The organism is Ahrensia sp. R2A130 (assembly GCF_000179775.1).
In the GTDB taxonomy this organism is placed as follows: Bacteria; Pseudomonadota; Alphaproteobacteria; order Rhizobiales; family Rhizobiaceae; genus Pseudahrensia.
The window spans coordinates 325265-341441 of sequence record NZ_AEEB01000003.1; the positions used below are offsets into that span (position 1 = coordinate 325265).

General features: G+C 56.8%; 14 protein-coding genes. 11 read left to right on the top strand and 3 right to left on the bottom strand.

The window, feature by feature from the left end; translation table 11 throughout:
• Complete coding sequence (locus R2A130_RS02320) at positions 1–1899, bottom strand: SurA N-terminal domain-containing protein (protein ID WP_009463317.1); 1899 nt, start codon at positions 1897–1899, stop codon at positions 1–3.
• 196 nt (positions 1900–2095) lie between these two features.
• Between R2A130_RS02320 and tpiA the strand changes: the two genes are divergently transcribed.
• The 3 genes from tpiA to R2A130_RS02335 all read left to right on the top strand — a co-directional run bounded on the left by tpiA (position 2096) and on the right by R2A130_RS02335 (position 5090).
• On the top strand, positions 2096–2860 hold the full coding sequence (gene tpiA / locus R2A130_RS02325) for a triose-phosphate isomerase (protein WP_009463321.1): 765 nt from the start codon (positions 2096–2098) through the stop codon (positions 2858–2860).
• 93 nt (positions 2861–2953) lie between these two features.
• Positions 2954–3352 (top strand): preprotein translocase subunit SecG, encoded by a 399-nt coding sequence (gene secG / locus R2A130_RS02330; protein WP_009463323.1) that lies wholly within the window; start codon positions 2954–2956, stop codon positions 3350–3352.
• Positions 3353–3455: 103 nt separating this feature from the next.
• Complete coding sequence (locus R2A130_RS02335) at positions 3456–5090, top strand: CTP synthase (RefSeq protein ID WP_009463325.1); 1635 nt, start codon at positions 3456–3458, stop codon at positions 5088–5090.
• Between the two features lie 6 nt (positions 5091–5096).
• Here the strand turns inward: R2A130_RS02335 and R2A130_RS02340 are convergent, their stop codons facing one another.
• Positions 5097–5834 carry a cyclic nucleotide-binding domain-containing protein gene (locus R2A130_RS02340; RefSeq protein ID WP_009463327.1) on the bottom strand — a complete coding sequence of 246 codons (738 nt, stop codon included), beginning with the start codon at positions 5832–5834 and terminating at the stop codon, positions 5097–5099.
• A 162-nt stretch (positions 5835–5996) separates the two neighbouring features.
• On the opposite strand from R2A130_RS02340, the gene R2A130_RS02345 reads away from it, so the two are divergent.
• The 7 genes from R2A130_RS02345 (at position 5997) to R2A130_RS02375 (ending at position 13014) form a co-directional block, all read left to right on the top strand.
• Positions 5997–6785 carry a septal ring lytic transglycosylase RlpA family protein gene (locus R2A130_RS02345; protein ID WP_009463329.1) on the top strand — a complete coding sequence of 263 codons (789 nt, stop codon included), beginning with the start codon at positions 5997–5999 and terminating at the stop codon, positions 6783–6785.
• A 108-nt stretch (positions 6786–6893) separates the two neighbouring features.
• Entirely contained in the window at positions 6894–8048 is a 1155-nt protein-coding gene (locus R2A130_RS02350) for a D-alanyl-D-alanine carboxypeptidase family protein (RefSeq protein WP_009463332.1), read from the top strand.
• A 61-nt stretch (positions 8049–8109) separates the two neighbouring features.
• Positions 8110–8757 carry a dTMP kinase gene (gene tmk / locus R2A130_RS02355; protein ID WP_009463334.1) on the top strand — a complete coding sequence of 216 codons (648 nt, stop codon included), beginning with the start codon at positions 8110–8112 and terminating at the stop codon, positions 8755–8757.
• Positions 8757–9812 (top strand): DNA polymerase III subunit delta', encoded by a 1056-nt coding sequence (locus R2A130_RS02360; RefSeq protein WP_009463336.1) that lies wholly within the window; start codon positions 8757–8759, stop codon positions 9810–9812. Before tmk ends, R2A130_RS02360 begins: the two co-directional genes overlap by 1 nt.
• Before the next feature lie 61 nt (positions 9813–9873).
• The gene (gene metG / locus R2A130_RS02365; protein WP_009463337.1) at positions 9874–11415 is read left to right on the top strand and encodes a methionine--tRNA ligase; all 1542 of its coding nucleotides are present in this window, start codon (positions 9874–9876) and stop codon (positions 11413–11415) included.
• Positions 11412–12206 (top strand): TatD family hydrolase, encoded by a 795-nt coding sequence (locus tag R2A130_RS02370; protein ID WP_009463339.1) that lies wholly within the window; start codon positions 11412–11414, stop codon positions 12204–12206. The genes metG and R2A130_RS02370 overlap by 4 nt, the downstream gene beginning before the upstream one ends.
• On the top strand, positions 12199–13014 hold the full coding sequence (locus R2A130_RS02375; protein ID WP_009463341.1) for an MBL fold metallo-hydrolase: 816 nt from the start codon (positions 12199–12201) through the stop codon (positions 13012–13014). The genes R2A130_RS02370 and R2A130_RS02375 overlap by 8 nt, the downstream gene beginning before the upstream one ends.
• On the opposite strand, the gene R2A130_RS02380 is transcribed toward R2A130_RS02375, so the two are convergent.
• Positions 13011–13826, bottom strand: coding sequence for a UPF0489 family protein (locus R2A130_RS02380; RefSeq protein ID WP_009463343.1), 816 nt, complete (start codon positions 13824–13826; stop codon positions 13011–13013). The two genes, R2A130_RS02375 and R2A130_RS02380, sit on opposite strands and share 4 nt — an antisense overlap.
• A gap of 273 nt (positions 13827–14099) precedes the next feature.
• Here R2A130_RS02380 and parE point away from each other — a divergent pair, with 273 nt between their 5' ends.
• Positions 14100–16145 (top strand): DNA topoisomerase IV subunit B, encoded by a 2046-nt coding sequence (parE, locus tag R2A130_RS02385; RefSeq protein ID WP_009463345.1) that lies wholly within the window; start codon positions 14100–14102, stop codon positions 16143–16145.
• Positions 16146–16177: the final 32 nt, after the last annotated feature.

Below are 16177 nucleotides of genomic sequence, written 5' to 3' on the forward strand. Positions count from 1 at the left end.
CTAGCGGCCTTGGGTCAAAGCCATATCTATGGTCTGCGGGTTTTGCGTCACGCCGTACTCACCTTGCAGGCGCGCAATCATCTGATTCAACAGATCATCGGCAGCGCCTTCGTTGGCGATGTTAACCTGTTGATCGACATTCGGCGCGGCTGCAGCTTCCGGCAAGCGAACTTCTTTCACCTTAAGCAAAATGCTTGTTCCGGCTTCCGAGCCATCAACGATAGCAATGTGGCCTTCAGCACCCTTGAAGCCTTCTTGCGTGGCAGCGCTGGGGAAACCTTGAGCAGTACCGGTGCGGTTTAATGGCTGTGTCGTTGGCGCAGCGCCTAGAGTGGAAGGATCAACCTCAGCGCTCAGTTCTCGCATGGACGCGCCACCATCAAGCCGGGCTTTCAAAGCTTCAGCTTTCTGTTGGACCATCTTGCCGCGTTCTGCTGCCATCCAATCTGTCGTCAAGCGTTCCGTCACCTCGTCTTGAGTGCGGTCACGGGCGGCTGCGATTTCGGTGACATCGTACCAGACGAAACCTGCTGCACCGATGTCCAGAGCGCTGGCCTGTGCCCCGACTTCCGTCTCAAACGCCTGGCGCAATAGATCGGACGACTGGGGAATATCGGTGAGCTGCGTGCCATCTGGTGTGCGACCACGGGCATCGACTTCAACGCTGCGGATTTTCAGATCGAATTTAGGTGCTGCTTCAGCAAGCGAAGAACCTCCGGCGCGGCTGTCCTCGATTTCTTCAGACAGGCTCGTGATGCGGCTTGCAGCACGTTCCAGCGCCATGGCGTTCTTGATCGTGTCTTTCACTTCATCAAGCGGTGTTGTGCGGGCCTCATTGACCTCCGTCACACGCACGATGACCGAACCAAACGGCCCGTCGATCACATCGCTGATCGCATTTACCTCAAGCCCGAAGGCAGGGTCTTGCAAATGAGCGGGCAGGGCGTCTTTGGCCATCAAACCAAGGTCTGCATCCGCCATTGTGCGATCGGCTTCAGCGACCACGGTTTCGAAGAAAGCGCCTTCTTCAAGTGATTTTTTGGCCGCTTCTGCTGCTTCACGTGAGGGGAATACGATTTGCTGAACACGACGGCGTTCCGGCTCCTGATAACGTGAGATACGGGCCTGATAATCAGCTTCGATCTCTTCGTCGCTAACTTCCATGGATGCCGCGAGATCTTCAGGGCGCAGGCTTAGAAGATCGAGCTTGCGGTATTCAGGCGCTGCATAGTTGGCCTTGTTCGCCTCAAAATATGTTTTCAACTGCTCCGCAGTTGGGGCGGCTGGTTCACCAGCGATGGCGGGTGTAATCGTCAGATATTCAAAGACACGCTGCTCTTGCGCGTAGTTCGCCAGCGCTGCCTTAAACGTGTCCGGCAGAATGGGGCCGTCCGCGAAGGAGCGAGTCAACTGGCTGCGGACTGCGGAGGCATTCTGGGCTTCTATAAAATCGCTCTCCCGCATCTGTGCCTGAAACACCGCCTGGCGGAATGTTTCGCGATTGTAGCTGCCGGTGGAGTCATGAAACGCCGGGTTCTCGGCGATCATCTGCGCGAGTTGTTTGTCGGACAGTGCCAGACCGTGGACACGTGCAAACTCGTCCAACGTTGCCCAAGCTACAACGTTGCCCAATGCGCGCTGCTCTACACCGAATATGCGTGCTTCATCGCGGGTCAAACGACGTCCGGCCCGCTGCTGCACTTCGTTCATGTTGCGGTTATAGGCCGACAGGAATTCCCTCACTGGCACTTTGGTTTCGCCCACAGCCGCTACGGATGTAGTGTCACCGCCGCTAAGAATGGAGCCGGTAATGCCCCAAAGCGCGAAGCTGGCAACCAGCAGGATAAGAAGAATTTTGGCCGTCCAGCCAGTTACAAAACCACGAAGAGCACCTAGCACGTCGAAACACCTCATTTGGGTGGAATAGAAATGGCAGCGTGCAGAATCCGCAACGCTGCGCCTGGCGGCAACATATGGACGGTCACGCGGTGCCGCAAGCGCTGCGCCTTATACGAGCTTTGCATTTAGGCTGATGCGGGCTAGGCCTCACGCCAACGTGTTCACCCTTAGCCTAAACGGCCATGGAGCCATCCAGATGACACCCGATATCAAGCCACTCGTAGCAGGCAATTGGAAGATGAACGGCGAGCGCGACAAGCTCGACCAACTGGCGCTTTTGGCAGCAGGCTTGGATGCGGAACTGGCAGAAAAGCTTGATCTTGCTGTCTGTCCACCCGCCACGCTTCTATATGTTGCGACAACATTGGCGGAAGACACGCCGCTGATGGTGGGTGCACAAAACTGCCATGCTGAGGTCGAAGGCGCGCATACTGGTGAGATTTCAGCTGAAATGATCTCCGATTGCGAAGCTGATTTCTGCATCGTCGGCCACAGCGAACGCCGCACGGATTGCGGAGAGACAGATGCAGACGTTGCCGCCAAGGTAAAAGCCTGCTGGCGCGCTGACCTGACAGCAATCGTCTGCATCGGCGAAACCGAAGCGCAATATGATGCCGGTGAAGCGGAAAGCGTGCTGCGCGGGCAGATCAGCAATTCGATCCCCGATGGTGCGGAAGAAGAAAACACCGTCGTGGCCTACGAACCCGTTTGGGCCATAGGCACCGGCAAAACGCCCAGCCCGGACGATATTCGCGAGATCCACGCATTCATTCGTGAAGAACTGGCGGAAAGGTTCGGCGGACACGGTGAGCGCATGACCATTCTCTACGGTGGTTCGGTGAAGCCGAGTAACGCATCGGAATTGCTGATGATCGAGAATGTCGATGGCGCATTGGTGGGTGGGGCCAGCTTGAAAGCGGCTGATCTGTTGGCCATATGCGAAGCCTACCGCAAGACATAAACTGGGACGGCGTTTGCTTTCGCCGCCTTTTCCATTAAGACGCGCAGCGGTGCCTTTCGGCGCACCATTATTCTTACAGGCAGTATCCCGACCATGACGACAGTCCTCATCGTTGTTCACATCATGCTGGTTCTGGCGCTTATCGTGCTGGTCCTTCTTCAAAAATCTGAAGGCGGTGCCCTTGGTATCGGCGGTGGTGGCGGCGGTGGCGGGGGCTTCATATCGGCGCGTGGTGCTGCTGATGCTTTGACCAAGACGACAACCATCGTTGCTGCGGGCTTTTTTGCTACTTCCGTCGCGCTGGGAGTGGTCGCAAACCGTGACAACCGCACCGAAGATATTCTGCGACAGGTGGAAACTGCACCGACAGGTGTTCCGACCGATAGCGGCACAGCAACGCCTCCGGCCAACGTTCCCGATGCTGGTGGTCTGCTCAACGATCTTGAAAATCTTGGCACTCCGCAGCCTTCAACAGGTGTTCCGACCGAGTAATTTCGCTTTCAGCGCGCGGAAGATGAATTTTTCCGCGTGAACTGTGTGAATTGCTGCAAAACGGTTTTGCTTTTGCTGTTCGGGCGTCTAAGGCTCCACTCCCATGGCGCGTTATGTTTTTATCACCGGCGGCGTGGTGTCTTCCCTAGGGAAAGGCCTTGCTTCAGCCGCTCTCGGAGCACTTTTGCAAGCAAGGGGCTATAAGGTCCGGCTGCGAAAACTCGATCCCTATATCAATGTCGATCCGGGCACGATGTCGCCCTATCAGCACGGCGAATGCTTTGTCACCGATGACGGGGCGGAGACCGACCTCGATCTTGGTCACTACGAGCGCTTTACCGGGCGTCCGGCAGAGCAATCCGACAACATCACCACAGGCCGCATCTACCGCGATATCATCGCAAAAGAACGCCGTGGCGATTATCTCGGCGCTACTGTTCAGGTGATTCCCCACGTCACGAACGCCATCAAGGAGTTCGTGCTGGAAGGTAACGACGGGTACGACTTCGTGCTGGTAGAAATCGGCGGCACGGTGGGCGACATCGAAGGTCTGCCTTTCTTCGAATCAATCCGACAGTTGGGCAATGATCTGCCGCGTAACGGCTGCCTGTACATGCACCTGTCGTACATGCCGTATATCGCGGCTGCCGGTGAGTTGAAGACCAAGCCAACGCAGCATTCGGTCAAAGAGCTACGTTCCATCGGTATCCAGCCGGACATTTTGCTGGTGCGCGCCGACCGCGAAATTCCAGAAGAAGAACGCCGGAAACTGGCTTTGTTTTGCAACGTGCGCTCCGAAGCCGTCATTCAGGCGTTGGATGCGTCCAGCATCTACGACGTGCCAATGGCCTATCACCGCGAAGGGCTAGACCAGCAAGTTCTGGATTCCTTCGGTATCGACCCTGCGCCCAAGCCCAAAATGCAGGTCTGGGACGATATTTCCCACGCAATTCATCATCCTGAGCACGAAGTCACGATTGCAATCGTCGGCAAATATACCGTGCTCAAGGACGCTTATAAGAGCCTCATGGAAGCGCTGGTTCACGGCGGCATTGCCAACAACTCCAAGGTGAAGCTGCATTGGGTTGAAAGCGATGAACTGATCGCGGGAGACATCAGCGAAATTCTGTCCGGCGTAGATGGCATCCTTGTGCCCGGCGGCTTCGGCGAACGCGGCAGTGAAGGCAAAATTGCCGCTGCAAAATACGCCCGCGAAGAGAAAATTCCTTATTTTGGTATCTGCTTCGGCATGCAGATGGCCGTGGTGGAAGCCGCGCGGAACCTTGCAGACATCGAAGGTGCCTCATCCACGGAATTCGGCGAAACCGATGCACCTGTGGTTGGCCTGATGACCGAATGGCTCAAGGGCAACCAGCTTGAGAAACGCATGGAGCAGGGCGATATGGGCGGCACGATGCGGCTCGGCGCTTATGACTCAACTCTCGGCAAAGACACGATCATCGCTGAAATGTATGGCGATACCCAAATCTCGGAACGCCACCGCCACCGCTATGAAGTGAATATCGACTTCAAGGATAAGCTGGAAGCTGCCGGTCTGGTGTTCTCCGGCATGAGCCCGGACGGATTGCTGCCCGAGACCGTTGAATACCCGCGCGACGTCCATCCGTGGTTCATCGGCGTGCAGTACCATCCCGAGTTGAAATCACGACCATTCGAACCGCACCCGCTGTTCTCGGGCTTTGTGGCGGCAGCTAAAAGTCAGAGCAGACTGGTCTAACCTCTTTCAGGCGGCGCTCGGTGTTTGCGCTGCTCCTGCTGTCGAAGTTGCGATGAATATGTTGTCGCTGCCACGTTCCACCAAACCGGTGCGCGCCACTTTGCGTGCCATATCGACATTGAACGCATCGCGTATCGCAATCCGCAGGGCAGGGTAGCGAAGTTCCAACTTCCGCAACGCTTCGAACTCCCAACGCATCGTCCACGTTCCCGGCGCGGCCGTCACCGTTGCTGTAGCAGGCGTGTTCAGCAGGTACGCGATTTCGCCGATAAAGCACCCACCTTCGACGGCGAAGTCCTCGCCTTGGCGATTGATCGAGACCAATCCATCCAAGGTGCAGAACAGATGACCCTGTTTCTCGCCCTCGATGGTCAGGTGTTTGATGCCATCACCTTCGATCCATGTACCACTACGCACCAGACGACGGAATTCACCCGGAGCCAGCCCGGGAAACTTTGCGTAGAGCGCACGTTCCCAGCTTGAGAGAGCGAATGTCGTCCGGTCCAGCGTCAAACCGGCCAGAACGTAAATGTTCGCGGTACCAAGAATACAGCTCCAGATGATCGCCTCCCACAATGGAATCGAAGGCGCTAGATAATAGTAGGCAATGTAAAAACCGGTGCCGACCAGAATGAGAACACGCAGCAGGATTTGGTTGCGTGTCAAAAGACCCAGCGCATAAAGGCCAGCCGCAGCATGGGCGAGGCTGTTGGGATTGCTCAGAAACTCAAGGAAAGCATTCATCCTCAATAGCCTTGGTGGAAAATTTTGTAAGTGCTGAATACGAATAATTTATCAGCGTGAAAGTGTCCTTTGACACAGAGTGGGAAAACGCGAGTTAACGAAGGGTAAACTGGATTGTGAGACTGTTTTTCAGATCACCTCCGCTCCGGATTAAGTTTCAAAGTGCACCACGTCACGCGCCCCTTCGCATGGATTGGCCTTACTGCTTCTGCGCTGGCACTTGCCGGTTGCGGCGGCACGGCTAATCAGTCGATCATCAAAGCTATGCCTGCAGGCGCGGGCAAACCTTACATCAACGACGAAACGAAGTTCTCTGAATCCGCTTACGGTGTGGCAGCCAGTCCGCGCGTTTCCACCAGCCTGATCGTTCGCAAGGGCGGTGGTCGTCGGCAGGTGGGTAAGCCCTACAAAATTCGCGGTAAGTGGTATGTGCCAAAAGAAGAGCCGGGTTATGATCGGCGCGGTCAAGCCTCTTGGTACGGTCCCAACTTCCACGGTCGCTTGACAGCCAATGGCGAAGTTTACGACCAGTTCGCCCTTTCTGCCGCACACCCGACATTTCCGTTGCCCAGCTACGCGCGGGTGACGAATGTGGACAATGGCCGGTCCGTTACGGTGCGGGTGAATGATCGCGGGCCTTACCATTCCAAACGCATCATAGATCTTTCAGCGAAAGGTTCTGAACTGCTGGGCTATCAAAAGCAGGGCATCGGTAATGTCCGTGTCCAGTGGATTGGTCATGCACCGCTACATGGCCTTGATGCACCATATCTGGAGGCCAGCTTCAGGCCGGGCGGCGTGGGTGGCTCGCTCTTTGCGGCCAATGAAGTGGACCGCTTCGCTACCGGCTCGATCAAACATATCGCGGCAGATCCTTTCGCAGAAGCCGGACCGATCGATCCGTTTTACGCACGCAAAGCAAAGCCGAAGAAAAAGTCCAAAAAGAAGTAGGCGACGAATTCCCGTTCTTGCCCCGTTGTGAAGATGTCGTAGGCTTCGTAGTATCTCGGCGCGTATGTGCCAGGGGGGCACGTGCTGCTTGCATACGGGACCATATCCATGATCATGCGCCTTGCCGCTGCTGCACTGTTTTTGCTGGCCGGATTGACCGGAGCTTTTGCCCAGTCGTTCGAGACGGCAGCCAAACAAGCCATTGTTATGGACTACGAGACTGGCTCCGTGCTGTTTCAAAAGAATGCCGATGAACTGATGCCGCCGGCTTCCATGGCCAAGTTGATGACGATGGAAGTCGTTTTCGACGCCGTTAAACGTGGCGCACTTGAGCTGGATGATACGTTCACGATCTCCAAAGACGTCTGGCAGCGCGGCGGCGCGACCTCCGGTGGCTCCACGATGTTCGCTGATTTGAACGATGATATCGCGCTTGAAAACCTCATTCGCGGTGTGATCGTGCAATCAGGCAATGATGCTGCTATGGCGATTGCCGAAGGTATGGCTGGCTCCGAAACAGGTTTTGCGGGCCTTATGAACCAACGCGCACGCAGAATTGGGTTGGAGAAATCCAACTTCACCAACTCCACCGGCCTGCCGGACCCGAACCAGCGCGTGACAGCACGTGAACTTGGGCTGCTGGCCCGGCATCTTATCCGCACCTATCCGGAACTCTACCAAATCTACGCTGAGCCGGAATTCACCTGGAACAAGGTTCGCCAGCGAAACCGCAACCCGATTCTAGGCCGTGTCGATGGTGCTGACGGCCTCAAAACCGGCTATACGGAAGCTTCCGGCTACGGCCTTACTGCATCTGCGAAGGTTGGCGATAAACGCATCATCATCGTGCTGAACGGCATGTCCTCTCAGGCCGAGCGCCGTAACGAAGCGATCAAAATGATGCGCTGGGCATTTCGTGCTTTCCAGTCGATCAAGCTGTTCGAAGAAGGTGAGATCGTAGGTGAGGCCACATTGTTCGGTGGGGCGAAATCAGGCGTTCCGTTGAAGGCGGAAGGCGCACTTTCTATCTTCGTGCCTGTTGGTTTCCGCGACCGGCTGAAAGCCGACATCGTTTTTCAAGGGCCAATCAAAGCGCCAGTCGAGGCTGGCACCCGCATCGGCAAACTGCAGGTCAGTGTCGATGGCGAGGTCACGCAAGAAACTCCGCTCTACGCTGCTGAAGATGTTGGCACAGGCACGATAACCCAACGCGCGGTCGATGCAGTGCAGGAGCTGTTGATCGGCCTGGTTCGTTTCGACTAGCGCCGTTGCGCTGCAACCTCGCTCCGCCTATCGCTGACAGCGGACAATCGGAGAGCAAAGCGTGCGCGGTCACTTCATCACATTCGAAGGCGGGGAAGGGGCTGGAAAGTCCACCCAGATAAAGCGCCTCGCCAAGAAGCTGGAAGATGATGGCCACGAGGTCGTAGTCACCCGCGAACCCGGCGGCACAACGGGCGCAGAAGCCGTACGCCACGTTGTTCTTTCCGGCGCAGCACAACCATTCGGCACAGAATTGGAAGCCGTACTTTTCGCTGCTGCCCGCGCAGACAATGTGCGTGAACTCATCAAACCGGCATTGGCGCGTGGCGCGATTGTGCTGTGCGATCGATTCATGGATTCCAGCCGGGTTTATCAAGGTGCAAGCGGCGGTGTGTCGTCCAACATGATGGACATGCTGGAGCGCGCCGTCACAGAAGACGCGCGCCCCGATCTTACATTGCTGTTCGATCTTTCCCCCGAAGAGGGGCTGAAACGCGCGGCTGACGTTTGGAAAGACGATGGGCCGGACCGCTATGAAAGCGAGGCACTGGCGCAGCAGCACATTCGTCGCGATGCCTATCTCGCCATCGCCAAAGCCGAGCCTGACCGTTGCAAGATTATTGATGCGTCCAAAACCCTTCGCACGGTCAGCAAACAGGTCGACCGTGTGATCGATAACTTCTTCGCCGCCCAAGCGGTGTCCGCGTAATGGTCGAAGATGAGGAACGGCCCGTATTCGACAGGCTGGACGGCATCGCCATTCCGGCGGCGAGCCGCAGCGTTGTTGGTCATGATGGTGCCATGTCTCAGCTCACCAGCGCCCACAGGGCAGGGCGTCTGCATCACGCTTGGATGATTTCCGGCCCCCGTGGTGTAGGAAAATCGACGCTGGCGCTGAACTTTGCGAAACATCTGTTTGCTCATCCTGCAGGCGCTCATGCGCCCGAGGCATTTGACGGGGGTTCCATTTCCGATGCGCTGCACGGCTCCGTATCGCAGGGTTCACACAATCAACTGCTGCACCTCACCCGCCCTTGGGACCCCAAAGGCGAACGGTTCAAGACGCAGCTTTCGGTCGATGAGATTCGCCGTACCGTGCCGTTTTACGGCATGACAGCCGGTGGTGGTGGCTACCGCGTCACAATCATCGATGCTGCCGACGATATGAACACGAGTGCCGCCAATGCTGTGCTGAAGATGTTGGAAGAACCACCGGCAAAATCCATCTTCTTTGTCTTGGCCCACGCGCCGGGTTCACTGTTGCCAACCATCCGTTCGCGCTGCCGTGTGTTGCCGCTCGATCCTCTTTCGCCTGAGAATATATCCAGCATTCTCAATACGGTTTCATTAGATGGTGCAGGAGAGGGTAGTGGCGATGCCGCTCGCCTCGCCCAAGGTTCCGTCCGTCGCGCAATCCAGTTGCAACAAGGCGATGTGCTGAAATTCTATAGTCAATTCGAAAGCCTGATGAAGCAGCCGAAACCCGGTGAAGCGCGGGATTGGGTGGCGGTTCACATGCTGGCCGATAATTTGTCGAAACGTGGCGGCGAGGCGGCCTACGACCTGTTCATCGAGCTGGTGTTAGACTGGATTGCCAGCCGCGTACGCGAAAACCCGAACGTGCCCGTGGCATGGATGGCCCGCTGGGCAGACCTGCACACCAAGGTGCGCGATGCGGTGCGTTTGGCCGGTGCCTACAATCTCGATAAGAAACAGGTGTTGCTGAACCTGTTCAGCGACCTTTTTTCCGTGGCGCGTTCCTGATAGGTGCTACCCAAATTCCGGCGCGCAAGTGATGCCGGAAACGCGGAGAATACCTCGCCCCATGGCGCAAAAATATTACATCACCACAGCGATTTCCTATCCCAACGGCGCGCCGCATATCGGCCACGCCTACGAATTCATCTGTGCCGATGCCATCGCCCGCTTCAAGCGGCTGGACGGTTATGACGTCCGTTTCCAGATCGGCACGGATGTCCACGGGCAAAAAATGTTCCAAACGGCGCGTGATCTCGGCATTACGCCGAAAGAGCTGGCGGATAAGAATTCCGACGCATTCCAGTCGATGACCGAGCATTACGGCATCTCGTGGGACCGCTTCATCCGCACGTCGGACGAAGACCATCACCGCGCCAGCCAGGCCATCTGGAGCGCGATGGAAGCGAATGGCGACATCTATAAGGACGCCTATGCCGGCTGGTACAGCGTGCGCGATGAAGCTTACTACGAAGAAGACGAAACACGGCTGACCGAAGACGGCAAACGCCTCGGCCCGCAAGGCTCCCCGGTGGAATGGGTCGAAGAGGAAAGCTACTTCTTCCGCCTGTCCGCCTATGGCGACAAGCTGCTGGCGTTGTTCGACGAGCAGCCGGATTTCATCGCACCGGCAAGCCGCAAGAACGAGATAGTGTCGTTCGTAAAAGGCGGCCTGCGCGACCTGTCGATTTCCCGCACGACGTTCGACTGGGGCGTGAAGGTTCCGGGCGACGACAAGCATGTTATGTACGTGTGGGTCGACGCGCTGACGAACTATCTCACCGGTGCGGGTTATCCCGATACCGAGAGCGAATTATGGTCCTATTGGCCTGCTGATCTTCACGTGATCGGCAAGGATATTACACGCTTCCACGCTGTCTATTGGCCTGCCTTCCTCATGTCCGCCGGTATCGACCTGCCCAAGCGCGTTTATGGCCATGGCTTCCTGCTGGCTAATGGTGAGAAGATGTCGAAATCACTGGGCAACGTTGCCGACCCGATGGATTTGGCCGCCGAATATGGCATCGACGCCATGCGCTATTATTGCCAGCGGCTGGTGCGGTTCGGCTCCGACGGCAGCTACAGCCATGATGACATCGTGAATCACACGAATGCGGATCTTGCGAATAATTTCGGCAATCTGGCGCAGCGTTCGCTGTCGATGATCTTCAAGAATTGTGATGGCAAGCTCGACGGAGCAGGGGCCTTTACCGAGGCAGATACTGCCCTTCTCGCGACTGCTGACGGCATGCTGGCCCCCTGCCGCGACGCGATCGACCGCACAGTGCCGAACGAAGCCTTGGACGCCATCTGGGCCACGCTGGACGCTGCCAACCGCTATTTCGATGAACAAGCTCCGTGGGGGCTGAAAAAGACCGATCCAGAGCGCATGGCGACAGTGCTTTACGTGACCGCAGAGGTCGTACGTCAGGTTTCGATATTGGTTCAAGCGTTTCTGCCAGAGAGCGCCGAAAAGCTGTTGGATCAGTTGAAAATACCGGAAGATCAGCGCGATTTCGCATATCTGGGCGGCGACAATCGCCTAGACACGGCAACCGTAATCGAGAAGCCTGAAGGTGTGTTTCCACGCTATGTGGAGCCTGCCGCGTGACCTATCTCGTCGACAGCCACTGCCATCTCGATTTTCCCGACTTCGCGCCGGAACTTGATGCGGTCATCGAAAGCGCCCGCGAAACGGGCCTGCGCCGAATGGTGACCATCTGTACCCGCGTGCGGAAATTCGAACAGGTGCGCGCTGTGGCCGAGCGCTACGACGACGTGTTCTGCAGCGTCGGCACTCATCCGCACAATGCCGATGAAGAGATGGACGTGACCGCCGACGAACTGTTGAAACTGGCAGACGATCCGCTCGTTGTCGCCATCGGCGAAGCAGGCCTCGACTACCACTACGACAAGTCGGACCGCGCCAACCAAGCCGCCAGTTTCCGCGTCCACATCGACGCCGCCCGACGCTCCGCCCTGCCCCTCGTCATTCACGCGCGCAGCGCTGACGACGACATGATGGCCATCTTGGAAGAGGAAACACGGGCAGGGGCGTTCCCTGCCGTGCTGCACTGTTTCTCATCCGGCGCGGCATTGGCTCACAAAGGTATCGAGCTTGGCCTATACGTCTCGTTTTCCGGCATCCTGACGTTCAAAAACAGCCAGGATATCCGCGATATCGCAGCCGACATACCTCACGACCGCGTTTTGGTAGAAACCGACGCGCCATATCTCGCGCCAATGCCCAATCGCGGCAAGCGCAACGAACCGGCATGGACGGCGCATACAGCAGCCGTTCTGGGCGACGTTTGGGGCATGGATCGTGACGCAGTGTGGGCCCAAACGACCGACAATTTTCACCGCCTTTTCTCCAAAGTGCCGCGTGCTGACGATGGCTGATTTAGTCGGCCAAACCCGCTTCACGATCCTTGGCTGCGGCTCGTCACCGGGCGTGCCACGCATCGCCGATGACTGGGGCAATTGCGACCCGAAGAATCCGAAGAACCGTCGACGTCGCGCGTCTATGCTGGTCGAAAAATTCGGCCCAGACGGTACCACTACAGTGGTCATCGACACCGGACCGGATTTCCGCGAGCAGATGATTACTGCTGGAATTTCGTGGGCCGACGCCGTGGTCTATACCCACAGCCACGCTGATCACATCCACGGTATCGACGATCTCCGCAGCTTCGTTATCAACGACCCAAAACGCCGTCGCGTGCCCATCTGGGCGGATGATTTCACGTCGCAACGGCTGCACGAGGGCTTTGGCTATTGCTTCGAGACGCCCGAAGGCTCGAACTATCCGCCTATCCTCGACGAGAACCGAATCGTAGCCAAACAACCGTTCACGATTTCAGGCGCCGGTGGTGACATTGAGCTACTGCCATTCGAACAGCCGCATGGCAATATTTTGTCACTCGGATTCCGCATTGGCAACGTCGCATATTGCAGTGATGTCAGTGCGTTGGACGAACGAGCTCTACCATATTTAGAGAACTTGGACGTCTGGATCATTGATGCGCTGCAATACCGCGAACACCCCAGCCATTTAAGTCTCGATCAGACGTTGGCCTGGATCGAGAAACTCAAACCTCAACGCGCAATACTGACCCATATGCACACGCCGCTGGACTACGAAACAGTTCTAGCTGCCACGCCGGACCATGTAGAACCCGCATTCGACGGCCTGCAATTTAAGGCTTAAGCGGCTTTTGGCACTTCGAGGTCGTTCGCCGTGGCCCGCAACCGCGCCCAGCGCGTCACTGCGTGCTTCGTCGTCATCATCTGCGGCGGAATCAACTTCTTCACGGCGCCACGAACCGCGCTGAACCGCTCACCATCCGTCACCAACTCCTGCTCAGGAAGTGTCACGATGTCGGCCTTGAATTTTGACGCGAGCTCCTTGCCGAAATCGCGGTAGATGGAACGGTCCGGGTTCGAATAACCCGGTGAATAGATGAGGAAAGTCACATCTGGCGTGTGCTTCAGATCGGTGTCGAGAAAGCCGCCAATCATCTTGTTCTGCAGTTCATCTGAGAATTCGACGGAGGCGAGGGCGTCCCAGTCGAGGTCCAACTGCTCATGCTCGCGAAGGCCATTCCAGTCTTCGAACAGGCATTCGTGATACGCTAGCGGCATGTCCTGCCGGTCGCTGCGATTGTGGCGGAAGCGGTAAAGTGGTGCCAGCTTGTCGCTCTCATAAGCCACCACAGGACCGTGGTCGTATCCACGGCCGCTGTGCTCGTTGTGAATCCACGTGATGCGCTTGACCATGCCCTCCATGATCGCATGGGTCATGAAGTTGCCGCGATCAACAAAAGTGGATTCACGATGCGATGTGAAACAAGCTCTCTGGCTTGGCCGATCAATCAACAGCCCGCGCATATCACAATGGGAATCGACATGGGCCACGGAAAGCCCACGCATGCCGTGGTCCTTCCAGAACGTGTAAACTTGGTCATGATGGTCAGCGAGAAAGATCGTCGGCATTAGGATGCTCTGCAAATGAAAACCCATGCGGGCGTGTATCCCTCGTCTTTAACGGTGACCCATTAAAACGAGGCTCCAATACGTCTAAAATTGTAACGACCCGCAGAAGTCTTGGATTCGGACATCTAATAATGTTCCATAATATATCTTATGCAACATATATGTGTTGATCACCATGGTCGTACATCACCTGCGAACGCATGCAGAACAGTCGTTTGGCCTGGCCGCGCAACTGACCTATCTTACAGCTTAGCAAACTGACTTGATTCGCCGGATGCGATCCGGCGCTGAGGACCACATATGTCGGACGATCTCTTTTCCGGTGGCGCATCGACACCTGCGACCACGCAGGTAACGCCGAGTACGCCTGTGAAAACCGGCAAGGCAGCCGCCAAGCCTGTCAAAGGCAAAACTGAGGGTGACTACAACGCGTCCGATATCGAGGTTCTCGAAGGCCTCGAACCCGTGCGTCGTCGGCCGGGTATGTATATCGGCGGCACGGACTCCAAAGCGCTGCACCATCTGTTTGCCGAGGTTATCGACAACTCCATGGATGAGGCCGTGGCGGGCCACGCGTCTTGGATCGAGGTCGAGTTGGATGCCGAAGGTTATCTGACGATCACGGATAACGGGCGCGGCATACCCGTGGACCCTCACCCCAAATTCAAAGACAAGTCCGCGCTCGAAGTCATCATGACCACGCTGCACGCTGGCGGAAAATTCGACGGCAAGGCTTACGAGACATCCGGCGGTTTGCACGGCGTCGGCATCTCGGTCGTGAACGCGCTGTCGGACGATCTGATCGTGGAAGTGGCGCGCAATCGTGAGCTATACCGTCAGTCCTTTTCGCGCGGTCATGCTGTCGGGCCCGTGGAACTGGTGGGCGAAGTTCAAAATCGGCGCGGCACCAAGGTTCGCTTTCATCCCGATGCCCAGATTTTCGGCAAGGATGCACGTTTCAAGCCGCTGACTTTGTTCAAGATGGCGCGATCGAAAGCCTATCTCTTCGGTGGCGTGGAAATCCGCTGGTCCTGCGACCCCGCCCTTGTTTCCGGCAAGGACGAGGTGACGGACAAGGCCGTGTTCCATTTCCCCGGCGGGTTGAAAGATTTTCTGCTCGAAAAACTCGGCAAGCAAATGCAGGTGACCGACCGACCTTTTGCCGGAACAACCGAAAAACGCTCCGGCCACGGCGCGGTAGAATGGGCGATTACGTGGTACGGCGATGATGGGTTCGTAAACTCCTACTGTAACACCATTCCCACGGCAGAAGGCGGCACCCACGAGGCAGGTTTGCGAACCACCCTCGCCCGTTCGTTGAAGTCCTACGCCGAACTCGTCGGCAACAAAAAGGGCGCGATGATCACCACGGATGACGTGATGACGTCAGCGGCTGCCATGATTTCCGTCTTCGTGCGCGAGCCAGAATTTGTGGGTCAAACCAAGGATAAGCTTGCGACCGTGGAAGCCTCCCGCATCGTAGAAAGCGCCATCCGTGACGCCTTCGACCATTGGCTTGCCGCCTCACCCGCCCAATCGGCCAAACTGTTGGATTGGGTGGTGGACCGCGCCGAAGAGCGGATGCGCCGTCGGCAGGAAAAAGAGGTCAACCGCAAGAATGCAACGCGCAAATTGCGCCTGCCGGGCAAGCTGGCGGATTGCTCCAAAAACGCCAAGGGCGGCACGGAAATCTTCATCGTGGAGGGCGATTCCGCTGGCGGCTCCGCCAAGCAAGCCCGCAATCGCAAGAGCCAGGCTATCCTTCCGCTACGCGGTAAAATCCTCAACGTTGCCTCTGCCACACGCGATAAAATGGCGAGCAGTCAGCAGATTCAAGACCTCATTCAGGCGCTGGGCTGCGGCACCGGAACAAGATTTTCAGCTGACGATCTGCGCTATGACCGCGTTATCATCATGACCGATGCGGACGTCGACGGCGCGCATATTGCGTCACTTCTCATCACGTTCTTCCATCAGGAAATGCCGGGAATTATCGAGACAGGTTCGCTCTACCTGGCCGTGCCTCCGCTCTACAAACTCAGCCAAGGCGGCAAAACAATGTATGCGCGCGACGACGCCCATAAAGACGAGTTGCTGAAGAGCGAGTTCAAATCAGGCAAGAAGGTCGATCTTGGGCGCTTCAAAGGCCTTGGCGAAATGATGCCCGCGCAATTGAAAGAAACCACGATGGATCCCGCTAAACGCACGCTGCTGCGGGTGAATATTGATGAACCAATCCCAGCAAAAGACAGTATCGACAGGCTCATGGGCACCAAACCGGAACTGCGCTTCAACTTCATTCAGGAAAATGCGTCGTTCATGGATGAAGAGATGATCGACGTTTGAGGCAACCGGCAGCGGATATGTGCGTTCTAAAG